The organism is Streptomyces sp. NRRL S-1022, from assembly GCF_000720135.1.
Classification (GTDB): Bacteria; Actinomycetota; Actinomycetes; order Streptomycetales; family Streptomycetaceae; genus Streptomyces.
The window spans coordinates 89,837-113,686 of sequence record NZ_JOIU01000019.1 but is presented as its reverse complement, the minus strand read 5'-3'; the positions used below and the strand labels follow the sequence as shown (position 1 = coordinate 113,686).

The following is a 23,850-nucleotide window of genomic DNA, read 5'->3' as shown; positions in this document are numbered from 1 at the left end:
GGCCGGGGCGGTCATCCTGTCGGATGATCAGAGCTTCGACCGGATGATCAGAGCTTCGTCCACGCCTCCGTGAGGGTGGCGCGCAGGATCTGCTCGATCTCGTCGAACGTCTCCTGGTTGGAGATCAGCGGCGGGGCCAGCTGGATCACCGGGTCGCCGCGGTCGTCGGCACGGCAGTACAGGCCGTTGTCGAACAGCGCCTTGGAGAGGAAGCCGTACAGGACGCGCTCGGTCTCCTCGTCGTTGAAGGACTCCTTGGTGTTCTTGTCCTTCACCAGCTCGATGCCGTAGAAGAAGCCGTTGCCGCGGACGTCGCCGACGATCGGCAGGTCGTGCAGCTTCTGCAGCGTGGAGAGGAAGGCGCCCTCGTTGTCGAGGACGTGCTGGTTCAGCTTCTCCTTCTCGAACAGGTCGAGGTTGGCGAGGCCGACCGCCGCGGAGACCGGGTGGCCGCCGAAGGTGTAGCCGTGCAGGAAGGTGTTGTCGCCCTTGTAGAACGGCTCGGCGAGCCGGTCGGAGACGATGCACGCGCCGATCGGGGAGTAGCCCGAGGTCATGCCCTTGGCGCAGGTGATCATGTCCGGGACGTAGCCGAACTTGTCGCAGGCGAACGTCGTGCCGAGGCGGCCGAAGGCACAGATGACCTCGTCCGACACGAGCAGCACGTCGTACTGGTCGCAGATCTCGCGCACGCGCCGGAAGTAGCCGGGCGGCGGCGGGAAGCAGCCGCCGGCGTTCTGCACCGGCTCCAGGAACACCGCGGCGACGGTGTCCGGGCCCTCGAAGAGGATCTGCTGCTCGATCTGGTCGGCGGCCCAGCGGCCGAAGGCCTCCGGGTCGTCGCCGTGGATCGGGGCGCGGTAGATGTTGGTGTTCGGGACCTTGTGCGCGCCCGGCACCAGCGGCTCGAAGGGGGCCTTCAGCGCCGGCAGGCCGGTGATCGACAGGGCGCCCTGCGGGGTGCCGTGGTAGGCGACCGCGCGGGAGATGACCTTGTACTTGGTCGGCTTGCCCTGGAGCTTGAAGTACTGCTTGGCGAGCTTCCAGGCGGTCTCGACGGCCTCGCCGCCGCCGGTGGTGAAGAAGACCTTGTTCAGGTCGCCCGGGGCCTGGTCGGCGAGCCGCTCGGCCAGCTCGACGGCCTTCGGGTGGGCGTAGGACCACACCGGGAAGAAGGCCAGCTCCTGGGCCTGCTTGAACGCGGTCTCGGCGAGTTCCGTACGGCCGTGACCGGCCTGGACCACGAACAGACCCGCGAGACCGTCGAGGTAGCGCTTGCCCTTGTCGTCGTAGATGTAGGTGCCCTCACCCCGGACGATGGTCGGCACGGGTGAGTTCTCGTACGAGGACATGCGGGTGAAGTGCATCCACAGGTGGTCGTACGCGGTGCGGCTGAGGTCCTTGGTGCTCACGGTTATCGGGTCCTCACGGTTATCGGGTTCCCCACATGTAGGTCTGCTTCTTCAGCTTGAGGTAGACGAAGCTTTCGGTGGAGCGCACTCCGGGCAGGGACCGGATGCGTTTGTTGATGACGTCCAGCAGGTGGTCGTCGTCCTCGCAGACGATCTCGGCGAGGATGTCGAACGAGCCCGCGGTCATCACCACGTACTCGACTTCCGACATGTCGGTCAGCGCGTCCGCGATCTTCTCGACATCACCCTCGGCGTTGATCCCGACCATCGCCTGCCGGCGGAAGCCCACGGTGAGCGGGTCCGTGACGGCGACGATCTGCATCACACCCTGGTCCAGCAGCTTCTGCACGCGCTGGCGCACGGCCGCCTCGGACAGGCCGACGGCCTTGCCGATCGCTGCGTACGGCCGGCGGCCGTCCTCCTGGAGCTGCTGGATGATGGCGAGGGAGACGGCGTCCAGCTGGGGACTGCCGCCGTTCCTGGACTCGCGGGACGAGTCCCTCTGGTCTGCGCTTCGACTGGCCACGACCTCACTGTGCACGACGTATCGACAGTTTCGCAAGGCCCGATCGATGAAATTCGTTGTTTACGAGACCCGAGCTTGCGGATTTCGCAGAACCGACGGCGGTGGGGGTGTTGAAAACGTGGGTGCGGCGACTAGGGTGGGTGTCTCAGTGATTGGACAGCTTGAACCAGATCAGGAGGCCGGCAGTGAGCACCGAGCTGCGTCGTCTGCGCAACTACATCGACGGTGAGTTCCGGGACGCCGCCGACGGACGGACCACCGAGGTGGTCAACCCAGCGACGGGCGAGGCGTACGCGACCGCGCCGCTGTCCGGGCAGGCGGACGTGGACGCCGCCATGGAGGCCGCCGCCCGCGCCTTCCCGGGCTGGCGCGACACCACGCCGGCCGAGCGGCAGAAGGCCCTCCTGAAGATCGCGGACGCGTTCGAGGAGCGCGCCGAGGAGCTGATCGCGGCCGAGGTGGAGAACACCGGCAAGCCGGTCGGGCTCACCCGCTCCGAGGAGATCCCGCCGATGGTCGACCAGATCCGCTTCTTCGCGGGTGCGGCCCGGATGCTGGAGGGCCGCTCGGCCGGCGAGTACATGGACGGGATGACCTCGATCATCCGCCGCGAGCCGGTCGGCGTCTGCGCCCAGGTCGCGCCGTGGAACTACCCGATGATGATGGCCGTGTGGAAGTTCGCCCCGGCCATCGCCGCGGGCAACACGGTCGTCCTGAAGCCGTCGGACACCACCCCGGCCTCGACCGTCCTGATCGCCGACATCATCGGCTCGGTCCTGCCCAAGGGCGTCTTCAACGTCATCTGCGGCGACCGCGACACCGGCCGCATGATGGTCGAGCACGAGACCCCGGCGATGGCCTCCATCACCGGCTCCGTACGCGCCGGCATGTCCGTCGCCGAGTCCGCCTCCAAGGACCTCAAGCGGGTCCACCTGGAGCTGGGCGGCAAGGCCCCCGTCGTCGTCTTCGAGGACACCGACATCGCCAAGGCCGTCGAGGACATCTCGGTGGCGGGCTTCTTCAACGCCGGCCAGGACTGTACGGCCGCGACCCGCGTCCTCGTCCAGGAGTCCATCCACGACGAGTTCGTGGCCGCGCTCGCGAAGGCCGCGTCCGAGACGAAGACGGGTCAGCCGGACGACGAGGACGTGCTCTTCGGCCCGCTGAACAACCCGAACCAGCTGAAGCAGGTCGCCGGCTTCATCGACCGGCTGCCGGCCCACGCCAAGGTCGAGGCGGGCGGCCAGCAGGTCGGCGACAAGGGCTACTTCTACGCCCCGACCGTCGTCTCCGGCCTGAAGCAGGACGACGAGATCGTCCAGAACGAGGTCTTCGGCCCGGTCATCACCGTCCAGTCCTTCACCGACGAGGACCAGGCCGTCGAGTGGGCCAACGGCGTCGAGTACGCCCTCGCCTCCTCGGTGTGGACCAAGGACCACGCCCGCGCGATGCGCATGTCCAAGAAGCTCGACTTCGGCTGCGTGTGGATCAACACCCACATCCCGCTGGTCGCCGAGATGCCGCACGGCGGCTTCAAGAAGTCCGGCTACGGCAAGGACCTGTCGGCGTACGGCTTCGAGGACTACACGCGGATCAAGCACGTGATGACCTCGCTGGACGGCTGAGTGCCGTGAACACCCGGAGCGGCCCGGACAGGAGACCTCCCTGTCCGGGCCGCTCCGCGTCCGTGCCGCCGGGTGATCGACAGAGTGTCCCCGCGGCGGCGGTCCGCTCGACGCGGCGTCGATTGTCCCCCCGGGCGGCGGGGCGGCATCCTTCCGGGGTGCCCAAGACTTCCTCCCGTACGTCGCAGCCGTCCCGCCGTTCCTTCCTCGCCGCGCTCGGCGGCGCCGCCGGTGTCGGCGCCCTGGCCGGCTGCGGGGTGCCCGCCGCCTACGTCGAGCCCGGTGACCGGGCCGTCACCGACATGTCCGCGGCCGAACACAAGCTGACCTGGGCCAACTGGCCGCTCTACATCGACACCGCCGACGACGACCCCGGCCGGCGGCCCACGCTGGAGGCCTTCGGGAAGCGCACCGGCATCTCCGTCGACTACGTCGAGGAGATCAACGACAACGACGAGTTCTTCGGGAAGATCAGCCCCGCGCTGATGAACCACCGGTCCACCGGCCGCGACCTGATCGTCATCAGCGACTGGATGTGCGCCCGGTACGTCCGGCTGGGCTGGGTGCAGGAGATGGACCGCGCCCGCCAGCCGAACGTGGCCCGCCACCTCGACCCGCTGCTCCGCTCGCCCGCCTTCGACAAGGGCCGCCGCTTCACCGTGCCGTGGCAGTCCGGCATCACCGGCATCGCCTACGACCGCCGCAGGCTCGGCCGCGAGATACGCGGTGTCGCCGACCTGTGGGCGCCGGACCTCAAGGGCCGGGTGACCCTGCTGTCCGGTCTGGACGAGGCGTTCGCGCTGCTCATGCAGGGCAACGGCGTCGACGTCACCCGCTGGACCCCGGACGACTTCCACCGGGTCTGCGAGCGGGTGGAGCGCGAGGTCCGGCGCGGCCAGATCCGCCGGTTCACCGGCAACGACTACACCAAGGACCTGGTCAGCGGGGACGTCCTCGCCTGCCAGGCGTACTCCGGCGACGTCATCCAGCTCCAGGCGGACAACCCCGACATCCGCTTCGTCGTCCCCGAGGAGGGCGCCGAGCTGTGGTCGGACTCCCTGATGATCCCGAACCGGGCCCGCCACAAGGCCAACGCCGAGCGCCTGATCGACTACTACTACGACCCCGAGGTCGCCGCGGAGCTGGCCGCCTGGGTCACCTACGTCTGCCCGGTGCCGGCCGCCCGCGCGATCCTGGCCGCGGCCGGTGACAGGGACACCGCGGCCCTCGCCGACAACCCGCTGATCTTCCCCGAAGCCGACCGCGCCCTGCGCGAGCGGCTCGCCGTCGCCCGGGACATCACGGCCACGGAACGCGTCGAGTTCGCCGAGCGCTGGAACAGGATCGTGGGGCTGTAGACCGGCTCACTTCAGGCCGCTGAGCATCACACCGCGGATGTAGTGCTTCTGCAGCAGCAGGAAGAGCAGCAGGACCGGCAGGATGCTCAGGACGAGGCCGGCCATGACGACGGGCATGGTGCGGGCCGGGTCGACGTGGTCCTGCAGCAGCTGGATGCCGACCGGCAGCGTCATCACGTCCGGGTTCGCGGTCGAGACGAGCAGCGCCCAGATGTACTCGTTCCAGGCGTCGACGAAGGTCAGCAGCCCGAGCGTCACCAGGACCGGCCCGGTCTGCGGGACCACGATCCGCCACCACACGGTGAACTCCCCGGCGCCGTCGATGCGCGCGGCCTCCAGTACCTCGTCGGGGACCGCCACCATGAACTGGCGCATCAGGAAGATCCCGAAGCCGTTGACGAGGAACGGCACGGTGAGCGCCACGATGCTGACGGTCAGGCCCGCGCCGCCGCGCCCGAACAGGTCGTTGCCGCCCGCCAGCGGCCAGTGCACCAGGATCAGGAAGCGCGGGACGAAAAAGAGGAACGGCGGGAACATCATCGTGACCAGGACCAGGCGGAAGACGAAGTCCCGGCCCGGGAAGCGGAGTTTGGCCAGCGCGTAGCCGGCCAGCGAGGACGTGAGCAGGACCGAGCAGGTGATCACGGCGGTGGCGACGACGCTGTTGCGGAACAGCACCGGAAGGTCCAGCTGCTCGATGGCCGCCCGGTAGTTGGACAGGTCGAAGGCCTCCGGCAGGAACCGGTACGGCAGCGTCCCGGCCTCACCGGGGCCCTTGAAGGACGTCATCACCATGTCGAGGAACGGCACCACCGTGAGCACGGCGCCGGTCACCACCACCAGGTACGACAGCCACGGGAAACGGCGGCGGGTCATGCGTCCTCCCCCTTGCGCCGGAAGATCCACAACTGGGCCAGGGTGACCGCGAGGACCACCAGGAACAGCACGAAGGCCGCGGCGCTCGCGGCGCCCCAGTCGCCGTAGGAGAAGGCCTGTCGGTACATCTCCAGCGCGGCCACGTCGGTGGCGTCGCCCGGGCCGCCCTTGGTCATCACGATGATCAGCGCGAACGACTGCAGACCGGTGAGGAACTGGGTGACGCACACGAACAGCAGCGACGGCCGCAGCAGCGGCAGGGTGATGCAGAAGAAGACGGTGACCGCTCCGGCGCCGTCGAGCGCGGCGGCCTCGTAGTACGACTCGGGTACGGCCTTCAGCCCGGCGGTCAGGACGAGGATCGCCGAGCCCAGCGAGGCCCACGCCTGGACGACCACGACCGAGGGCAGTGCGGTGCCGGGGTCCGCGAGGAACGCCACCGAGCCGGCGCCGAGGGCGTTGAGGACGCCGTTGACCAGGCCGCCCGGCTCGTACATGTACTTCCACACGTTGCCGACGGCCACGACGGTCGTGACGATCGGCAGGAAGTACAGCGTGCGCCACAGCCCCTGGAACCGCAGCCGGTCGATGCAGCCGGCGACGAGCACGGACCCGGCGAGCGCGAGCGCCACGGTGCCGAGGGCGAACAGCAGCGTGTTGGTGAGGACCGGGGTGAGGAACGTCGATCCGGCCGCGAACAGGGCGGTGAAGTTGTCCATGCCGACCGGTTCGATGCCGCCCAGGTCGAAACCGGTCCAGCTGGACAGCGACAGCAGCAGCGCGAAGCCGAGCGGCAGGACGAGGAAGACGGCGAAGAACAGCAGCGCCGGCGCCAGGAACAGGTAGGCGACGACGCTCTGGCGGCGCCTGCGCCGACTGCCGCCGCCGGCCTCGGGCGCCGCCGGCCGCGCGCCCTGATCCGCCCGTCCGGTCGGCTCCGGCGCCAGGATGTTCACCACGCCCGCGACACCTCCTGGTCGACCTGGCGGCGGATGGTGCTCAGGGCCTGGGCGACCGACTGCTGCCCCGTCCACATCGCCTCGATGTTCGTGCGCAGCAGCGACTTGGCCCGCTGCGCACCCGGCACGTTCGGCTCCGGCACCGCGTACCCCAGCGCGTCCAGGAACGGGCGCAGATTCGGGTCCCGGCCGGTGCCGCCCGCGCCCAGCAGCCTGCGCATGTCGTCGGCCCGGCCGGTCAGCGAACCGACCGACACCTGGAGGGCGCTTATCCGGGTCGCCGGGACGCCCTTGACCGTCACTCTCCCGGTGTTCAGCCAGCGCAGGAACTCCCAGGCCTCGCGCGGGTGCCGGCTGGCCGTGTTGACCCCGAGCATGAAGCCGGTGCAGAGCGTGGCGGGCCGGTCGCCGGCCCGGGGGACCGGCACGGGCGCGACCCCGACGTCCCGGTAGTCCCGGCCCATCAGGGTCTTCAGGCTGCCCGACCACCAGCCGGCGCTCACCACCATCGCGACCTGCCCGGACGCGAACGCCCGGTAGACGTTGACGCCGGGATCGCTCGCCCCCTCGGCCACCAGGCGGTGCTCCAGAGCGAACACGGACCGCCCGGCCGGGGAGTCGATCGCGGTGCTCCGGCCGTCCTCGGACACGAACGTCCCGCCGGCCGCGTTGAGCAGGGCGAGGGTCTGGCCGACGGTGGTGGAGTCGTCGTACGTCGACAGCCCGAACCCCTGGACCAGCGTGTTGCCGTACCGGTCCCGGCGGGTGGTGCGGTACGCGGTGTCCTCCAGCTCCCGCCAGGTGCGCGGCGGGCCGTCGACGCCGGCCGCGCGCAGCAGCCGCTTGTTGTAGTACAGGGCGTACGTCTGCACCTCGGTCGGATAGCCGTAGACCGTGCCGCCCACCGAGGCGGCGCCGACCGCCGCCGTGCCGTAGCCGCGCCGGATCTCCGCGGCGTGCCCGGGCGGGGCGGGCCGCAGGACGCCGGCCTGCACCAGCTGGCCGTTCCACAGGCAGTACGGGTGGAGGATGTCGGCGCCCTGCCCGGCGGCCTGCCGGACCATGAACGTGGTCAGCAGGTCGGAGAACTCGACGGCCGTCGTCTCCACCTTGACCCGGTCGTGCGTGGCGTTCCACTCGTCCACCGGGCCGCGCAGCGCCTCCTTCAGCTCGCCGCTGGCGTAGTGGGAGAGCAGGGTGAGGACGACCGGGTCCCCGGGCCGCCCGGTGCCCCGGTGCGGCGCGGCGCAGCCGGCGGTGAGCAGCGCCGAGGGCAGCGCCAGCGCGAAGTGACGGCGGCTCAGACCGCCGCGGGGGGACGGTCTCACCGGGCGGTCTCCCGGCGCAGCACGCGGAACACCCGGGTCGTGCGGAAGCCGGCCGTGCGGTACAGGTGGGCCGCGGGGGAGCGCTCGCCGGTCCACAGGAACCACGCGGAGTGCGCGCCGCGCGCCCGCATCCGCTCCAGGACCAGGTGCAGCAGGACCTTGCCGAGTCCGGTGCCGCGCATCTCCTCCAGCACGCCGAACGGGCCGAACCGCTCGTCCGCCGACTCGTACGCGCCGTGCATCGCCCACCCGGCCAGCCGGCCCGAGGGGTCCCGGACGACCACGATCCGGTCGAGCGGTGTGCCCGCGGCCAGGCACTCCCGGATCGCCCGCGCCCAGTCGGCGCCGAAGTGCCTCCCGGCGAGCGCGACGAGGTCCACCAGGTCGTCGTCGCAGGGGGTGGCGAACCGGTGGCCCCGTGCCGCCAGTTCGTCCCGCCGGTGCGCCACGTCGTCCGGGAGGCGATAGCCGACCAGGGAGCGGTCCATCGCCGCCGCCTCGTACAGCGGGCGGAAGCCCAGGGAGGCGAGGAGCCCGGCCGCTTCCGGGTACGCCTCGGCGTCCAGGCCGGGCAGCACGTAGTTCGGGGTGTACGAGGAGAAGTCCACCCGGGTGCGGCCGTGGCCGTGCAGCCAGTCGAGGGCCTCGGTCAGCAGCCGGCGGCCGAGGCCGCGCCCGCGGGCGGCCGGGTCCACGAAGAAGAACGGGATCCACCCCTGTGCCGGCTCCAGGTCGGTGCCGGCCATCGGGGTCAGCCGCCGTACCGCGTAGGCGGCGCCGACGACCCGGTCCCCGTCGACGGCGACCCGCAGCCCTTCGGGGTCGAAGTTGGCGTCGAGCAGCACCAGGGAGCGGAAGCGGTCCGCGGCGACGGGGTCGGCCGGTGCGCTGCGGCGCCACGCCTCCACCAGCCGCGGGCCGTCGCCGACGCGGAAGCCGCGGATCCCGGTCCGGGGTGTCGTCGTGCGAACGGTCATCGACGGGGGTCCTTCCCGGTCTCAGGGGTAGAGCAGCGCGTCGTCGCCGGCCCACCGGCCCGGCGGTGCCGGCGGATCGCACAGCGGCAGCGGGTCCTCGCCCGCGTCGACGGCCCGCCGCAGCCGGTCGGACCCCCACAGCAGGTCGATGAAGTGCCGCCCGCCGGCCTCCGCGGGGGGCCGCCAGGCGAAGTCGTCCGGGTACAGCCGGCGCAGCGTGGCGAGCATCGCGACGGCGGTGCGTACGGGGGCGAAGGCGGTGCGGTCGGTGAGGTGGAGCTGGACCCCGCGCAGCGGCCGTCCGGCGTGCCGGTGGAAGGCCGGTGTGAACCGCAGTTCGCGGAAGCGCACTCCGGGCAGGCCCAGTGCGGCGAGCGCCGGCGCGAACCGGCCGTCGACGTACGGCGCCCCGATGATCTCGAACGGCTGCGTGGTGCCCCGGCCCTCGGAGAGGTTCGTCCCCTCGAACAGACAGGTGCCCGGGTAGACGGCGGCCGTGGCGGGTGTCGGCATGTTCGGCGAGGGCGCGACCCACGGCAGGCCGGTGGCCTCGGCGGTGGTGGCGCGCCGCCAGCCGGCCGCCTCGATCACCGTCAGGCCGGCCGCGCGGCCGGCCGCCTGGGGCACGACGGAGGCGTTGAGCCACCGGGCCAGTTCACCGCAGGTGAGGCCGTGCCGTACCGGGATCGGCGCCCGCCCGACGAAGCTCGCCCACGCCGGATCGAGCGGCGGGCCCTCGCTGACGAGCCCGCCCAGGGGATTGGGCCGGTCGGCGACCACGAACCGGACACCCGTACGGGCCGCCGAGACCATCAGGTCGGACATCGTCCACACGTAGGTGTAGAACCTCGCCCCGACGTCCTGGAGGTCGTACACCAGGGCGTCGACGCCGCTGCCGGTCAGCAGTTTGTCGAGGCGTTCGCCGTCGCACCGGTAGGTGTCGTGGACCGGCAGCCCTGTGACGGGGTCCGTGCGGGTGTCCTCGCTCTCGCCGGCCTGGCCGGTGCCGTGCAGCCCGTGCTCGGGACCGAACAGGGCGACCAGCCGCGCGCCGGCCTCCAGCAGCGCGGGCGCGGCCGGGCGCAGGTCGGGCAGGACGCCGGTGTGGTTGGTCACCAGCCCGAGCCGGCCGGGCCCGGCGAGCGAGGGCGCCGCGTGCAGGCGTGCGATCCCGGGCGTCACCGCGCAGCGGCCGTCCCTGCCCATGCCCTGCCCCCGTCTGCCGGTGACCTCTCGAAGCGGTGGGGGGAATGTACTGGCATGTCCGGTAATTCCGCAATAACGACGTGCCGTTCCATGGGTTTCGACGCCACCGCCTTCCCGCCGGTCCGCGAAGTGCGCCGGACCGAGGATGCCTTGCGGGCGCCGTCCGTCCCGGAGCACCTGCCCGGGCCGGCGGCGTGGATCACCCGGGTGCGGGAGGGCTGGACACGGCCGACGCCCGATACCCCTTCGCCCGGTACGGCACCGGTACGGAAGAGGATCGGGCGACCGGAGGACCTCGGCGCGCCGTCCGTCAGCGGTTGAACGCGGGGAACGCGAAGCGCTGGGCGACGGCCAGGCCGTCGCCCTTCGCGTCCGTGGAGTTCACCGAGTAGACCAGGGTGCGGGACAGGTCCGGCGTCGCCGCGATCACCGTCGCGTACCCCGGCCGGGAACCCGTCTTGCCCCAGATCACCTTGCCGTTCGCCTCGAACCGCTCCAGCGCCGCGCCGTACCGCGCCCCGGGCACGTCCGGCAGCGTGAACATCTCCCGCAACTGCGGCTCGGGCACCACCCGGCCCCGGAACAGCCCCACCAGCAGCCGCTCCAGGTCGGCGGTAGTGGAGATCAGGTCACCGGCTGCCCAGCGGTCGGACATGTTCCAGTCGGTCACGTCGACCAGCTTGCCGTCGATCCAGTCGTAACCCCGGTCGTGCGGCCCGTGGATCCGCGGGTCCGCGCCGGCCGGGAAGGAGCTGTGCCGCATGCCGAGCGGCCGGAAGACGCGCACCGCGGCCTGGTGCGCGTACGAGTCACCGGTCACCTTCTCGATGAGCATGCCGAGCACGGTGTAGTGGATGTTGCCGTAGCTCTGCTGCGTACCCGGCGCGGACGCCGGGCCCTCCGCCACGGAGGCCGCCACCACTTGGCGGGGCGTCAGCGTCTCGAAGCGGTGCGAATAACCGTCCTCCACGGTGTCGCCGAGGGACGCGCCCGGGCGCAGGCCGCTGGTGTAGTTCAGCAACTGCCGTACGGTGATCGGCGCGAACTCCTCCGTGAGCAGGCCCGGCAGGTACCGCTGCACGGTGCCGTCCAGGTCGATCCGGCCCTCCGCGGCCAGTTGCAGCACGATCGACGCCGTCACCACCTTCGTCACCGAACCGGCCCGGAACCGCGCGTTCTCCAGGGCCGGCGCCCCGGTCCGGACGTCGCGCACGCCGGCCGTCCCGCGCCAGGTCCCGTCGCCGCCGACGCGCAGCAGCGCCGCGGTGGCGTCGTGGTCGGGCAGCCCGGCGATCGCGGCGGCGAGGGCCTCGGAGTCCGGGCCGGCCGTGGCCCGGGCGGACGCCGGGGGCGCGGACGCGGCGAACGCCGGTGCGGCCAGCGGGCCGGCGGCCAGCGCGGTGACGACGGCGGTGGTCAGGAGGACGGAACGACGGGTGGGGCGCATACGGGGCTCCTCGAACGACGTTTCGGCGCCGGAAGACGCTTCGTGATCATCTTCCGGGGCCGGGAGCGGACCGCGGATCCTCACCGAGGAGGGCGCACGACCCTGGCCCGTCCCCGATCAACCAGCCCCAAAGCTAGGGGAGTTGTCCGGGACAGCCCCTACGGGTGGGCGGCACGCGGAGCGGCGGGCCGGTCCGCGGTGCGCAGGGCGTGCAGGACGTCGACCCGGTTCGTCGTGATCGAGTCGACGCCCAGATCCAGCAGGCGGCTCATCGAGCGGCGGGTGTCCGGGGTCCACACCGACAGCAGCAGGCCGTCGTGGTGGACGCGGGCCGTCAGCTCCCGGCTCACCAGGGGAAAGCGGTAGTTGAGCCAGCGCGGGCGGATCGCGGCCAGCAGTGCGGGCCGGGGCGGGGCCAGGGTCGTCCAGGTCAGGGCGATCTCGGCGGCCGGGTCGGCGGCGCGGACGGCCAGCATCGCCTCGGCGTGCGCGCAGTAGTAGACGCGGTCCTGGGCCCCGCTCTGCCGGACCGCGTCCAGGGTCCGCTCCACCGTGCGGCGGCCGACCGGCCCGCACAGGTCGACCATCACCCTGCTGTCCCCGGTCGCGGCCAGCGCCTCCGCCAGCGTCGGCACCCCGCCCGCCGTGAGCCCGCGCAGCTCGTCGGCGGACAGCGCGCCCAGCGGCCGGTCGACCTCCCACAGCCGCCGCAGCGTGTCGTCGTGCAGCAGCACGGGCACGCCGTCGCGGGTGAGCCGGACGTCGACCTCGACGGCGTCCGCGCCCCGGCCGAGCGCGGACCGCAGCGAGTCGAGGGTGTTCTCGGTGAAACGGTAGGGGTCGCCGCGGTGGGCCACGGCGGTCACGGTCTGCATGGCCCCCATTGTGCTGGGTGTCAGGCTGCCGGCCACGCGGCGGTGTAGGTGTCGATCTCCGCGATGATCCGCGCCTTGCCCGCCGGGTCCAGGAAGGAGGCCTCGACCGCGTTCCTGGCGAGGTCCGCCAGGCCGCGCTCGTCCAGGTCCAGCAGCCGGGCGGCCACCGCGTACTCGTTGTTCAGGTCGGTGCCGAACATCGGCGGGTCGTCGGAGTTGACCGTGACCGGCACGCCGGCCCGGACGAACTCCCTGATCGGGTGCTCTTCCAGGGCGCGGACCGCGCGGGTGGCGATGTTGGAGGTCGGGCACACCTCCAGCGCGATGCGGTGCTCGGCGAGGTGGGCGAGCAGCCGGGGGTCCCGGGCGGAGCTGGTGCCGTGCCCGATGCGCTCGGCGCGCAGGTCGGTCAGCGCGTCCCACACCGTCTCCGGGCCGGTCGTCTCCCCGGCGTGCGGGACGGAGCGCAGGCCGGCGGCGATGGCCCGGTCGAAGTACGGCTTGAACTGCGGCCGGGGTACGCCGATCTCCGGCCCGCCGAGCCCGAACGACACCAGGCCCTCCGGGCGGACCCGGTCCTCGGTGGCCAGCCGGGTGGTCTCCTCGGCCGCCTCCAGGCCCGCCTCGCCGGGGATGTCGAAGCACCAGCGCAGTACGGTCCCGAACTCGGCCTCGGCCGCCTTCCGGGCGTCCTCGATCGCGTCCATGAACGCGCGCTCGTCGATGCCGCGGCGGGTGGAGGAGAAGGGGGTGATGGTCAGCTCGGCGTACCGCACCTGCTGCCGGGCCATGTCACGGGCCACCTCGTAGGTGAGCAGCCGGACGTCCTCCGGGGTGCGGATGAGGTCCACGACCGAGAGGTACACCTCGATGAAGTGCGCGAAGTCGGTGAACGTGAAGTAGTCGGCCAGGGCCTCGGGGTCGGTGGGGACCATGGAGTCGGGGTGGCGGGCGGCCAGTTCCGAGACGATGCGGGGGGAGGCGGAGCCGACGTGGTGGACGTGCAGTTCGGCCTTGGGCAGCCCGGCGATGAAGGTGTGCAGATCGCGGTCGGCGGTGCCGGTGGCGGGTACGGAGCTGTCGGTCAAGGGGGCCTCCCCGGGACGGGCGCCCGCGGCGGAGACGGTGGCCCGTCGTCCGTGGTGCGGGCGCGGTGATCGGCTGATCGGTGACGCGGGATCATCGTAGGCCCCGGGCCACCGCCTCCCGCCCTGCCCGTAGCATGACGGGACGTCCAGCGAGGGGGTCCTTCCACCATGTCCGACGAGGCGCCGCAGCCCGTACCCGCCCCACACCCGACCGGACCCGACCAGGCGCGACCCCGCCTGTCCCTGGCGAAGGAAGGGGAACAGGGGCCGACGGGGGCGGAGCCGGCGGCGAGGGGCGGGTGGCAGCCGACGCCGGGGGACCAGCAGGCTCCGGGAGCGGGCCGGGCGGCACCGGTGGCGGACGCGGCCGTGCCGGCGGCGGGCCGGTGGACGCCGCCTGAGACGGGCGACGCGGTGCCGGGAGCGGACCGGGAATCGGCCCAGGACGCCGTTCCGGGCACCGGCTCCGTCCACGACGCGATACCGGGCACCGGTTCTGTCCACGCTCAGGACCAGGCAGCCGTCCCCCGATCCGTCCCGGCTCCCGGAACCGTGCACGATCAGCAGACGCTGACCTCCTTGCCGGCGGCCGCGCCGGCCGACGCCGGCCGTGCGGGCTGGGCCAGCCCGGCCGGCGGATTCGCACCCCCGGCTCCCGGGCCGACCGCGCAGCAGCCGAACCCGTTCACACCTCCCACCGCCGCGCCGCAGCCGAACCCCTTCGCGCCCCCGACTCCCGGGCCGACCGCACCGCAGCCGAACCCCTTCGCACCCCCGGTGCACCCCTTCCCCCCGCACGCGGGCACGGAAGCGGTGCCTCCGCCGCCCATCGCGCCGGACGGTCCCGGCCAGGTGCCCTACGGCTACCCGGGCCCCACGGCGGCGTACGGCTACCCGGCCCCGCAGCAGACCCCGTACGCGCCGTACCCCGTCGGCACCGGCTACGGCTGGCCCGGCATGCAGGCGCCTGCGAGCAACGGCATGGGGACCGCCTCGCTGGTGCTGGGCATCATCTCGGCGGTCGGCTTCATCGCGTGGCCCGTCGCCTTCGTGCTGGGCGTCCTGGCCCTGATCTTCGGCGGGATCGGGCGGGGCAAGGCCGCACGCGGCGAGGCGACGAACCCGGGCGTGGCCCTCGCCGGCATCATCTGCGGCGCCGTGGGGGTCGTCCTGGTGCTGGGCGTGTTCGCCGTGGTCATCGCGGCGCGCGGCTGACGCCGAGGCCAAGCGGCCGGGTCTGTCGAGGCCGGCCGACGAGGCCGGCCCGAAGGCCACGGGTGAGCTGCCCGACAGCAGGCAGCAGGCAGTCGGTACCGACAACCCGCAGCCGGCAGCTGGTCACCCGGCACCGAGCAGCTGCCGGTCGGCACCGGCACGGCACCGCACTGACACGCACCTGCCCGCTCTCTGCCCGCCTGTCCGCTCCCTGCCCGGCACCAGTCCCCAGCCCCACCCCGTCGCCCCGTGCCCCCCCGTCCGCCCAGGCCCCGCAGGGCTACGCGCCGGCCCCCGCCAGCCGTTCCCGTGCCTCCATCAGCGCGAAGCCCAGCAGGTTCTGGCCCCGCCAGCGCTCCGGGTCCGCGGCCGCCTCGTCGTCCGCCGCCAGGCCGATGCCCCATATACGGTCCAGGGGGCTCGCCTCCACCAGGACCCGGTCCCCGGTGCCCAGCAGGAACAGCCCGAGGTCGTCATGGGCGGCGAACTTGTGCAGGCTGCCCTCGACCACCAGCCGGAACCGCTCCCGCTCCCAGGTCCCCTCGTCGAAGCCCCGCACCAGCCGCCCCGCCTTCTTCGCCTCGGCGGGATGCTCCGCGGCCAGCACCTGCCGCTCCGCCTCCGCGTCCCCGAAGAGCCGGGCCTTGCCGGCCATCATCCAGTGCTCGGCCGTCGCGTACTCCACCCCGTCCACCACGAACGGTGCGGGCCACCACTGGCTGAGACAGCTCGCGCCGACCCCGCCGTCCGGCCGCGGCCGGTGCCCCCAGAAGTAGAGGTACCTGATCCGGGACCCCGCCCGGATCTCCCTGATCAGCGAGGCCACTCCGTCGATCTTTCCCATGCACGCGAGTCTGGCACGCACCACTGACACTCCGTCCGCCCTTTTCCGCGGCGACTCGACACCTGGTCGACAGATTCCGTCGCGTAACCAAAAGGCAACAACGGAATCCCTTGTTAGGGCCCTATGGCTCTGTCAGGATCGGCACTCAAATCGAGCTGGAGCTACGCCACCCGCCCCCCAGGACGGGGTGCACGGCGGAGGAGAGCGACATGCACAACCCGGGCACCGCCACCCCGGAACGATTTCCCGCGCAGGACCGTTTCGCGGACGGCGCGCAATTCATCGCCGGCCGGCCCGCCAAGGGCACTTCGGGCCGCCGTCACACCGTGATCGACCCCGCCACCGGCGCGGAGGTGTACACCTACGAGCTGGCCGGCACCGACGACGTCGACGCGGCCGTCGCCGCCGCACGCGCGGCCTTCCCGGAGTGGGCCGCCACCACCCCGGGCGAGCGCTCGGACGCCCTGCACCGGTTCGCAGCCGTGCTGGCCGACCGCGCGGAGGAGTTCGCCCGCGCGGAGTCCCTCCAGTGCGGCAAGCCGCTGAAGCTGACCCGCGAGTTCGACGTGCCGGGCACCATCGACAACACCGCCTTCTTCGCGGGTGCCGCCCGGCACCTGCAGGGGCAGTCGGCCGGGGAGTACTCGGGCGACCACACGTCGTACGTCCGGCGTGAGCCCATCGGTGTCGTCGGCTCCATCGCGCCCTGGAACTACCCGCTCCAGATGGCCGCCTGGAAGATCCTCCCGGCGGTCGCCGCGGGCAACACCGTCGTGCTGAAACCCGCCGAGACGACCCCGCTGACCTCGCTGCTGTTCGCGCAGGCCGCCACGGACGCGGGCATCCCGGACGGGGTGATCAACATCGTCACCGGCACCGGGAAGGAGGCCGGTGAGCACCTGGTCGGGCACCCCGACGTCGCCATGACCTCCTTCACGGGGTCCACCGCGGTCGGCAGGCGCGTCGCCGAGATCGCCACCGCCACCGTCAAGCGGCTGCACCTGGAGCTGGGCGGCAAGGCGCCCTTCGTCGTCTTCGACGACGCCGACCTGACCGCCGCCGTGCACGGCGCGGTCGCGGGCGCGCTCATCAACACCGGGCAGGACTGCACGGCCGCCACGCGCGCGTACGTGCAGCGCCCGCTGTACGAGGCGTTCGTGGAGCGGACGGCCGCGCTGATGGAGACGGTCCGGCTCGGGGACCCGTTCGCACCCGGTACCGACCTCGGCCCGCTGATCTCGCACGTCCAGCGCGACCGGGTCGCCGCCTTCGTGGACCGGGCGCGCGCCTACGCACGCGTGGTCACCGGCGGCGAGGCCCCGCAGGGGGACCTGAAGGACGGCGCCTACTACCGGCCCACGCTGATCGCCGACGCGGCCCAGGACAGCGAGATCGTCCAGTCGGAGATCTTCGGCCCCGTACTGGTCGTACTGCCGTTCGACGGCGATGATGAAGGAATCCGGCTGGCCAACGACACCCCCTACGGCCTCGCCGCCTCCGCGTGGAGCACGAACGTCTATCGCGCGAACCGGGCCACCCGCGAGATCAAGGCGGGCTGCGTCTGGGTCAACGACCACATCCCGATCATCAGCGAGATGCCGCACGGCGGCTACAAGGCCTCGGGCTTCGGCAAGGACATGTCGGCGTACTCCTTCGAGGAGTACACGCAGGTCAAACACGTAATGTTCGACAACACCGCGGTGGCCGAGAAGGACTGGCACCGCACCGTCTTCGGGGACCGCTAGAGACCGACCCGGCCACCGACCAGGCCGCTCCCTCCCGAAAGGGCACCACGCGCATGGAGCAGTACGAGCCCGACCGTCTGACCCCGCCCCAAGCGGCCGCCCTGCGGCGCAGCCTCCGCAATGGCAGGGCCGCCCTGACCCGCCGGTCGCTGCTGCGGGCCTCCGCGACCGGCGCGCTCGCAGCCGGCGGTCTCGGGGCGCTCAGCGGCTGCGGGATCCCCGCGGCCGGCAAGACGCAGGGCGGCACCTCCGCCCAGGACCACTCGGCGCGCGAGAAGACGGTGAACTTCTCCAACTGGACCGAGTACATCGACGTCGACGCCGGCGGCAAGCACCACCCGACGCTCGACACCTTCCGCCGGCGGACCGGGATCACGGTCGACTACACCGAGGACATCAACGACAACAACGAGTTCTTCGGCAAGATCAAGCCGCAGCTCGCCGCGGGCCAGGACACCGGCCGGGACATCATCGTCCTCACCGACTGGCTGGCCGCCCGGCTGATCCGCCTCGGCTGGGTGCAGAAGCTCGACCCGTCGAACCTGCCGCACGCGTACACCAACCTCTCGGCCCAGTTCCGCAACCCCGACTGGGACCCCGGGCGGGCGTACTCGTACCCCTGGCAGGGCATCTCCACCGTCATCGCCTACAACAAGAAGGCGCTCGACGGCATCGAGGTGAAGTCGGTCTCCGACCTGCTCGACAACCCCCGGCTCAAGGGGCGCGTCGGCTTCCTGTCGGAGATGCGGGACTCCGTCGGCATGACCCTGCTCGACATGGGCAAGGACCCGGCGAGGTTCACCGACGACGACTTCGACGCGGCGATCGCCCGCCTCCAGAAGGCCGTCGACAAGGGCCAGATCCGCCGCTTCACCGGCAACGACTACACCTCCGACCTGACCAAGGGCGACCTCGCGGCCTGCGTCGCCTGGGCGGGTGACGTGGTCCAGCTCAAGTCGGACAGCCCGGACGTCGACTTCGTCATCCCGGACAGCGGCTACATGACGTCGACCGACAACATGTGCGTCCCCAACAAGGCACGGCACAAGACGAACGCCGAGCGGCTCATCGACTTCTACTACGAGCCCGAGCAGGCCGCCGCGCTCGCCGCGTACATCAACTACGTGACGCCGGTCGACGGTGTGAAGCCCTACCTTGCGAAGATCGACAAGGACGCGGCGGAGAACCCGCTGATCGTCCCCGACAAGGCCATGCAGGCGAAGTCCCATGCCTTCCGCTCCCTGAGCCAGAAGGAAGAGACCGCCTACGAAGAGAAGTTCGCGAAGCTCACAGGGGCGTGACGACGATGAAGACGACACCGGACAACAGCGGCGACGTCCGCCTCTCCGGCATCTCCAAGACCTACGGCTCCTTCACCGCCGTACACCCGCTGGACCTGACCGTGCCCGAGGGCTCCTTCTTCGCCCTGCTCGGCGCCTCCGGCTGCGGCAAGACCACCACCCTGCGCATGATCGCCGGTCTGGAGGAACCTTCCTCCGGGACCGTGCGCCTCGGCGACCAGGACGTCACCCACCTGCCGCCGTACAAGCGGCCGGTCAACACGGTCTTCCAGTCCTACGCCCTCTTCCCGCACCTCGACATCTTCGAGAACGTCGCCTTCGGCCTGCGCCGGCGCGGCATCAAGAGCGTGAAGAAGCAGGTCGAGGAGATGCTGGAGCTGGTCCAGCTGGGCGAGCAGGCCCGCAAGAAGCCGCACCAGCTCTCCGGTGGCCAGCAGCAGCGGGTCGCGGTGGCCCGCGCACTGATCAACCACCCGAAGGTGCTCCTGCTCGACGAGCCGCTCGGCGCCCTCGACCTCAAGCTGCGCCGCCAGATGCAGCTGGAGCTCAAGCGCATCCAGACCGAGGTCGGCATCACCTTCGTGCACGTCACGCACGACCAGGAGGAGGCCATGACCATGGCCGACACGGTCGCCGTGATGAACGCGGGCCGGGTGGAGCAGCTCGGTTCGCCGGCCGACCTGTACGAGAACCCGCAGAGCACCTTCGTCGCGAACTTCCTCGGCACCTCCAACCTCATCGAGGCGGAGGTCGACACGAAGAACGGCGACGACCTCGTGCTCAAGGCGGGCGGCGGCAAGCTGGTGCTGCCCGAGGCGCGCTGTTCGGCCCCCACCACGGCCGGCGGCAAGGTCCTGGTCGGCATCCGCCCGGAGAAGATCTCCCTCACCCACGCCGACGACGCGGGCGACATCCCGGCGGGCCGCAACCGCCTCACCGGCAAGATCGCCGACGCCAGCTTCATCGGTGTCTCCACGCAGTACGTCATCGACAGCCCCGTCTGCGACGAACTCGCGGTGTACGTCCAGAACGTCGAGCGGGACGGCCGGCTCGTCCCCGGCGCCGACGTCGTCCTGCACTGGAGCCCGGCCCACACCTTCGGGCTGGACGCCACCCAGGACATCGATGCGGGCACCGAGGAAGAGGTCGCCGCCTGATGTCCACCCTCACCGAGGCGCCCCCGCCTCTCGCCCCCGCGACCCCGGAGAAGAAGCCCCCGCGCAGGCGCGGCCGGTTCACGCCGTACTGGCTGCTGCTGCCCGGCATGCTCTGGCTGATCGTCTTCTTCGCGCTGCCGATGCTCTACCAGGCCTCCACCTCCGTGCAGCAGGGCTCCCTGGAGGAGGGCTACAAGGTCACCTGGCACTTCGCGACCTACTGGGACGCGCTGTCCGCGTACTGGCCGCAGTTCCTGCGGTCCGTGTTCTACGCCGCCGCCGCGACCGTGCTGTGCCTGCTGCTCGGCTATCCGCTGGCCTACCTCATCGCCTTCCGCGCCGGCCGCTGGAAGAACCTGATCATGATCCTGGTGATCGCGCCGTTCTTCACCAGCTTCCTGATCCGCACCCTGGCCTGGAAGACGATCCTCGCCGACAACGGCGTGGTCGTGCACACACTGAACTCGCTGCACGTCCTGGACCTCACCGACTGGCTCGGCTGGACGGCCGGCGACCGCGTCCTCGCCACCCCGCTCGCGGTGGTGTGCGGCCTGACGTACAATTTCCTGCCGTTCATGATCCTGCCGCTGTACACCTCGCTGGAGCGGATCGACGGACGGCTGCACGAGGCGGCCGGCGACCTGTACGCCAGGCCGTGGACCACCTTCCGCAAGGTCACCTTCCCGCTGTCCATGCCGGGCGTGGTCTCCGGGACCCTGCTGACCTTCATCCCGGCGGCCGGTGACTACGTCAACGCCGAACTCCTCGGCTCCACCGACACCCGCATGATCGGCAACGTCATCCAGACGCAGTTCCTGCGCATCCTGGACTACCCGACGGCCGCGGCGCTGTCCTTCATCCTCATGGCCGCGATCCTGGCCATGGTCACGCTCTACATCCGCCGGTCCGGGACGGAGGACCTGGTCTAAATGCCCTTCGTCAACTGGCTCAAGCGCCGTCTCGTCGTCATCGCCGGACTGCTGACGCTCGCCTATCTGCTGCTGCCCAACGTCGTCGTCACGGTGTTCTCCTTCAACAGACCGAAGGGGCGCTTCAACTACGAGTGGCAGCAGTTCTCCACGGACGCCTGGCGGGACCCGTGCGGCGTCGCCGACATGTGCGGCTCGCTGTCCCTCAGCCTCCAGATCGCCGTGTGGGCCACGGTCGGCGCCACCGTCCTCGGCACGATGATCTCCTTCGCGCTGGTCCGCTACCGCTTCCGCGCGCGCGGCGCCGTCAACTCGCTGATCTTCCTGCCGATGGCGATGCCCGAGGTCGTCATGGCCGCCTCGCTGCTCACCCTGTTCCTCAACATGGGCGCCCAGCTGGGCTTCTGGACGATCCTGATCGCCCACATCATGTTCTGCCTGAGCTTCGTCGTCACCGCCGTCAAGGCGCGCGTGATGTCGATGGACCCGCGTCTCGAAGAGGCCGCCCGCGACCTGTACGCCGGTCCCGTGCAGACCTTCGTGCGGGTCACCCTGCCCATCGCGGCCCCCGGGATCGCCGCGGGCGCGCTGCTCTCCTTCGCGCTCTCCTTCGACGATTTCATCATCACCAATTTCAACGCCGGTTCCACCGTCACCTTCCCCATGTTCGTCTGGGGGTCGGCACAGCGCGGAACGCCCGTGCAGATCAATGTGATCGGTACGGCCATGTTCCTCGTCGCCGTGCTGCTCGTCCTGACCTCGATGCTCATCAACAATCGCCGGAACAAGCAAAAGGCATAGCGGCCTTTTCGGGAATTCCTCTGTAGGGAGTTGAAATCATGGCCCCAAGCGCCATGAGCCGTGGAAAAGACAACTGGATCGCCTCTCTCTCCGAAGCCCAGCCGGTCCCGTACTGGCTGGAAGACCCCGGAAAGCCGCACGCCGAGCCCGCCCTCACCGGCACCGAGACCTGCGACCTGCTGGTCGTCGGCGGCGGCTACAGCGGACTGTGGACCGCGCTGAACGCCAAGGAGCGCGACCCGCAGCGCGACGTGGTGCTGCTGGAAGGCCGCGAGGTGGGCTGGGCCGCCTCGGGCCGCAACGGCGGCTTCTGCGCCGCCTCCCTCACGCACGGCCTGCCCAACGGGCTGGCCCGCTGGCCCGACGAGATCCACGCGCTGGAGGAGCTGGGCCGGCGCAACCTCGACGAGATCGAGGCGGCGATCGCCCGGCACGGCATCGACTGCGAGTTCGAACGCACCGGCGAGATCGACGTCGCCACCGAGACCTACCAGGCCTGGGAGCTGCGCGACTGGCACCGGCAGCTGGAGGACAAGGGGCTCGCGGACGGCATCGAGTTCCTGGACGCCGACGCCGTGCGCGAGCAGGTGAACTCGCCCACCTTCGAGGCGGGCCTGTGGGACCGCCGGGGCGTTGCCATGCTGCACCCGGCCAAGCTGGCCTGGGGGCTGAAGAAGGCCTGCCTGGCGCTCGGGGTGCGGGTGTACGAGCACACACCCGCCCTGACCCTGAAGAGCTACGGCGCCGGAACGGCCGTACGCGCCCCGTACGGCGTCGTGCGCGCCCGCAAAGTCGCCCTCGCCACCAACGTCTTCCCGAGCCTGCTGCGCCGCGTGCGCTCGTACACCGTCCCGGTCTACGACTACGCGCTGATGACCGAGCCGCTCAGCACCGACCAGCTCGCCGCGATCGGCTGGAAGAACAGACAGGGCCTCGGGGATTCGGCGAACCAGTTCCACTACTTCCGGCTGTCCGCCGACAACCGCATCCTGTGGGGCGGCTACGACGCGATCTACCCCTACGGCGGCCGGGTCCGCGCCGAGTACGACGACCGGCCCGAGACCTACGCCAAGCTCGCGGGCCACTTCTTCACCTGCTTCCCGCAGCTGGAGGGCGTCCGCTTCACCCACGCCTGGGGCGGCGCGATCGACACCTGCTCCCGCTTCTCGGCGTTCTTCGGCACCGCCCACCAGGGCCGGGTGGCCTACGCGGCGGGCTACACGGGCCTCGGCGTCGGCGCGAGCCGGTTCGGGGCGGACGTGATGCTGGACCTGCTGGACGGGGAACGCACCGAGCGGACCGAGCTGGAGATGGTCCGCAAGAAGCCGCTGCCGTTCCCGCCGGAGCCGTTCGCCTGGACCGGGATCGCCCTCACCAAGTGGTCCCTGGCCCGCGCGGACGCCCACGGGGGCCGACGCAACCTGTGGCTGCGCACGATGGACCGCCTCGGGCTGGGCTTCGACAGCTGAGGGACTCGTACGCGCTCCTCGCGGTGCCGTCCCCTCCGGGGCCGGTCACCCGAAAAGGAGCCCGGAACCCGCGTAATGGCCGCCGTGAACCTCCCTCTCCCTCGTGACGCTAACCGCGTCCGCGAACGAGAGGGAGGCTTCTGGATGACTGGGGCGAAGACCGCGGTCGAATGGCTGGCATCCGCCGCACCGGACCCCGAGGCCTGCCGCCGGGAGTGGGAACGCAGCCCTCTCGGGGTCGCCCTGCTGCCCGCCGGCAAGGCGTGGGACGTCCTGATCCTGCCGGGGGACCTCGGCTACCCGACCCTGGACGTGCTCACCCGCGTCCTGGACCGACCCGGCCCGGTGCTCGCCGACTTCGGCGACAACCGGGTCGGGTTCTTCGTGCCCCCGGGCACCGCGGCCCGCTGGCTCGGAACCGGCATCCGTACCGCGGGGGCCGGCACCTGGATCGTCGTACCGTACCCGGGCCGGGCGGCCCGCGGTGTGCGCTGGCTGGTGCCGCCGGACGGCTCCGGCACGCTGACCGACCCGGCGCTGCTGGAACTGGCGATGCACGAGGCGGCCGCGGGGCCGGTCGGGCGGGGGGACGCAGGGCCGGGCGGGCGAGGGGACGCAGGGCCGGGCGGGCGAGGGGAGGGGGACGGGTAGCGCCCGGACGTCTTGACAAGAGGATTGGTCTGGACCAAGTTGTGTGCGCTCCGTCCCGCCA

Annotated in this window: 21 protein-coding genes; 10 read left to right on the top strand and 11 right to left on the bottom strand. The window is 71.5% G+C overall.

The features are described 5' to 3' along the window. Positions 1 to 47 precede the first annotated feature (47 nt). Entirely contained in the window at positions 48 to 1,412 is a 1,365-nt protein-coding gene (locus IG05_RS0126375) for an aspartate aminotransferase family protein (RefSeq protein WP_030346411.1), read from the bottom strand. Between the two features lie 19 nt (positions 1,413 to 1,431). Next, a complete protein-coding gene (locus IG05_RS0126370) occupies positions 1,432 to 1,953 on the bottom strand; it encodes an Lrp/AsnC family transcriptional regulator (RefSeq protein ID WP_030346409.1) in 522 nt (173 codons plus the stop codon). Positions 1,954 to 2,123: 170 nt separating this feature from the next. Here IG05_RS0126370 and IG05_RS0126365 point away from each other — a divergent pair, with 170 nt between their 5' ends. Together IG05_RS0126365 and IG05_RS0126360 are read left to right on the top strand one after the other, a co-directional pair. Next, positions 2,124 to 3,563: a gamma-aminobutyraldehyde dehydrogenase gene (locus IG05_RS0126365; RefSeq protein WP_030346407.1), complete on the top strand. Its 1,440-nt coding sequence runs from the start codon at positions 2,124 to 2,126 to the stop codon at positions 3,561 to 3,563. A gap of 158 nt (positions 3,564 to 3,721) precedes the next feature. After that, positions 3,722 to 4,921 carry a polyamine ABC transporter substrate-binding protein gene (locus IG05_RS0126360; protein ID WP_030346405.1) on the top strand — a complete coding sequence of 400 codons (1,200 nt, stop codon included), beginning with the start codon at positions 3,722 to 3,724 and terminating at the stop codon, positions 4,919 to 4,921. 6 nt (positions 4,922 to 4,927) lie between these two features. Here IG05_RS0126360 and IG05_RS0126355 read toward each other — a convergent pair whose 3' ends face one another. From IG05_RS0126355 to IG05_RS0126315, 8 genes are all read right to left on the bottom strand, one after another. After that, complete coding sequence (locus IG05_RS0126355; RefSeq protein WP_030346404.1) at positions 4,928 to 5,797, bottom strand: carbohydrate ABC transporter permease; 870 nt, start codon at positions 5,795 to 5,797, stop codon at positions 4,928 to 4,930. After that, positions 5,794 to 6,756 carry a carbohydrate ABC transporter permease gene (locus IG05_RS0126350; protein ID WP_030346402.1) on the bottom strand — a complete coding sequence of 321 codons (963 nt, stop codon included), beginning with the start codon at positions 6,754 to 6,756 and terminating at the stop codon, positions 5,794 to 5,796. The genes IG05_RS0126355 and IG05_RS0126350 overlap by 4 nt, the downstream gene beginning before the upstream one ends. Continuing rightward, on the bottom strand, positions 6,750 to 8,084 hold the full coding sequence (locus IG05_RS0126345) for an ABC transporter substrate-binding protein (protein WP_234336038.1): 1,335 nt from the start codon (positions 8,082 to 8,084) through the stop codon (positions 6,750 to 6,752). Before IG05_RS0126345 ends, IG05_RS0126350 begins: the two co-directional genes overlap by 7 nt. Beyond that, complete coding sequence (locus IG05_RS0126340) at positions 8,081 to 9,061, bottom strand: GNAT family N-acetyltransferase (RefSeq protein WP_030346398.1); 981 nt, start codon at positions 9,059 to 9,061, stop codon at positions 8,081 to 8,083. The genes IG05_RS0126345 and IG05_RS0126340 overlap by 4 nt, the downstream gene beginning before the upstream one ends. A gap of 21 nt (positions 9,062 to 9,082) precedes the next feature. Next, the gene (locus tag IG05_RS0126335) at positions 9,083 to 10,267 is read right to left on the bottom strand and encodes an exo-beta-N-acetylmuramidase NamZ domain-containing protein (RefSeq protein WP_030346396.1); all 1,185 of its coding nucleotides are present in this window, start codon (positions 10,265 to 10,267) and stop codon (positions 9,083 to 9,085) included. Positions 10,268 to 10,577: 310 nt separating this feature from the next. After that, positions 10,578 to 11,714 carry a serine hydrolase domain-containing protein gene (locus tag IG05_RS0126325; RefSeq protein WP_030346393.1) on the bottom strand — a complete coding sequence of 379 codons (1,137 nt, stop codon included), beginning with the start codon at positions 11,712 to 11,714 and terminating at the stop codon, positions 10,578 to 10,580. A gap of 158 nt (positions 11,715 to 11,872) precedes the next feature. Then, complete coding sequence (locus IG05_RS0126320; protein ID WP_037814808.1) at positions 11,873 to 12,589, bottom strand: glycerophosphodiester phosphodiesterase; 717 nt, start codon at positions 12,587 to 12,589, stop codon at positions 11,873 to 11,875. Positions 12,590 to 12,609: 20 nt separating this feature from the next. After that, the gene (locus IG05_RS0126315) at positions 12,610 to 13,827 is read right to left on the bottom strand and encodes an adenosine deaminase (protein ID WP_107051428.1); all 1,218 of its coding nucleotides are present in this window, start codon (positions 13,825 to 13,827) and stop codon (positions 12,610 to 12,612) included. 663 nt (positions 13,828 to 14,490) lie between these two features. Here IG05_RS0126315 and IG05_RS0126310 point away from each other — a divergent pair. After that, complete coding sequence (locus IG05_RS0126310; RefSeq protein WP_030346388.1) at positions 14,491 to 14,892, top strand: DUF4190 domain-containing protein; 402 nt, start codon at positions 14,491 to 14,493, stop codon at positions 14,890 to 14,892. A 280-nt stretch (positions 14,893 to 15,172) separates the two neighbouring features. On the opposite strand, the gene IG05_RS0126300 is transcribed toward IG05_RS0126310, so the two are convergent. Further along, entirely contained in the window at positions 15,173 to 15,736 is a 564-nt protein-coding gene (locus IG05_RS0126300) for an NADAR family protein (RefSeq protein ID WP_037814776.1), read from the bottom strand. A gap of 209 nt (positions 15,737 to 15,945) precedes the next feature. Here IG05_RS0126300 and IG05_RS0126295 point away from each other — a divergent pair, with 209 nt between their 5' ends. The 7 genes from IG05_RS0126295 to IG05_RS0126265 all read left to right on the top strand — a co-directional run bounded on the left by IG05_RS0126295 (position 15,946) and on the right by IG05_RS0126265 (position 23,789). Next, positions 15,946 to 17,481 carry a gamma-aminobutyraldehyde dehydrogenase gene (locus IG05_RS0126295; RefSeq protein WP_030346385.1) on the top strand — a complete coding sequence of 512 codons (1,536 nt, stop codon included), beginning with the start codon at positions 15,946 to 15,948 and terminating at the stop codon, positions 17,479 to 17,481. A 53-nt stretch (positions 17,482 to 17,534) separates the two neighbouring features. Then, positions 17,535 to 18,782 carry a polyamine ABC transporter substrate-binding protein gene (locus IG05_RS0126290; RefSeq protein WP_030346383.1) on the top strand — a complete coding sequence of 416 codons (1,248 nt, stop codon included), beginning with the start codon at positions 17,535 to 17,537 and terminating at the stop codon, positions 18,780 to 18,782. Next, complete coding sequence (locus IG05_RS0126285; RefSeq protein ID WP_030346381.1) at positions 18,779 to 19,939, top strand: ABC transporter ATP-binding protein; 1,161 nt, start codon at positions 18,779 to 18,781, stop codon at positions 19,937 to 19,939. Before IG05_RS0126290 ends, IG05_RS0126285 begins: the two co-directional genes overlap by 4 nt. Then, the gene (locus IG05_RS0126280) at positions 19,939 to 20,868 is read left to right on the top strand and encodes an ABC transporter permease (RefSeq protein WP_030346380.1); all 930 of its coding nucleotides are present in this window, start codon (positions 19,939 to 19,941) and stop codon (positions 20,866 to 20,868) included. The genes IG05_RS0126285 and IG05_RS0126280 overlap by 1 nt, the downstream gene beginning before the upstream one ends. Next, entirely contained in the window at positions 20,869 to 21,669 is an 801-nt protein-coding gene (locus IG05_RS0126275; RefSeq protein WP_030346378.1) for an ABC transporter permease, read from the top strand. A 38-nt stretch (positions 21,670 to 21,707) separates the two neighbouring features. Next, on the top strand, positions 21,708 to 23,138 hold the full coding sequence (locus IG05_RS0126270) for an NAD(P)/FAD-dependent oxidoreductase (RefSeq protein WP_030346376.1): 1,431 nt from the start codon (positions 21,708 to 21,710) through the stop codon (positions 23,136 to 23,138). A gap of 144 nt (positions 23,139 to 23,282) precedes the next feature. Beyond that, positions 23,283 to 23,789, top strand: coding sequence for a hypothetical protein (locus IG05_RS0126265; protein WP_051790289.1), 507 nt, complete (start codon positions 23,283 to 23,285; stop codon positions 23,787 to 23,789). Positions 23,790 to 23,850: the final 61 nt, after the last annotated feature.

Coding starts and splice junctions, on each gene's coding strand:
- IG05_RS0126355 (WP_030346404.1), bottom strand. CDS start 5,797: ATGACCCGCCGCCGTTTCCCGTGGCTGTCGTACCTGGTGGTGGTGACC.
- IG05_RS0126340 (WP_030346398.1), bottom strand. CDS start 9,061: ATGACCGTTCGCACGACGACACCCCGGACCGGGATCCGCGGCTTCCGC.
- IG05_RS0126335 (WP_030346396.1), bottom strand. CDS start 10,267: ATGGGCAGGGACGGCCGCTGCGCGGTGACGCCCGGGATCGCACGCCTG.
- IG05_RS0126325 (WP_030346393.1), bottom strand. CDS start 11,714: ATGCGCCCCACCCGTCGTTCCGTCCTCCTGACCACCGCCGTCGTCACC.
- IG05_RS0126320 (WP_037814808.1), bottom strand. CDS start 12,589: ATGCAGACCGTGACCGCCGTGGCCCACCGCGGCGACCCCTACCGTTTC.
- IG05_RS0126300 (WP_037814776.1), bottom strand. CDS start 15,736: ATGGGAAAGATCGACGGAGTGGCCTCGCTGATCAGGGAGATCCGGGCG.
- IG05_RS0126295 (WP_030346385.1), top strand. CDS start 15,946: ATGCACAACCCGGGCACCGCCACCCCGGAACGATTTCCCGCGCAGGAC.
- IG05_RS0126290 (WP_030346383.1), top strand. CDS start 17,535: ATGGAGCAGTACGAGCCCGACCGTCTGACCCCGCCCCAAGCGGCCGCC.
- IG05_RS0126280 (WP_030346380.1), top strand. CDS start 19,939: ATGTCCACCCTCACCGAGGCGCCCCCGCCTCTCGCCCCCGCGACCCCG.
- IG05_RS0126275 (WP_030346378.1), top strand. CDS start 20,869: ATGCCCTTCGTCAACTGGCTCAAGCGCCGTCTCGTCGTCATCGCCGGA.
- IG05_RS0126270 (WP_030346376.1), top strand. CDS start 21,708: ATGGCCCCAAGCGCCATGAGCCGTGGAAAAGACAACTGGATCGCCTCT.
- IG05_RS0126265 (WP_051790289.1), top strand. CDS start 23,283: ATGACTGGGGCGAAGACCGCGGTCGAATGGCTGGCATCCGCCGCACCG.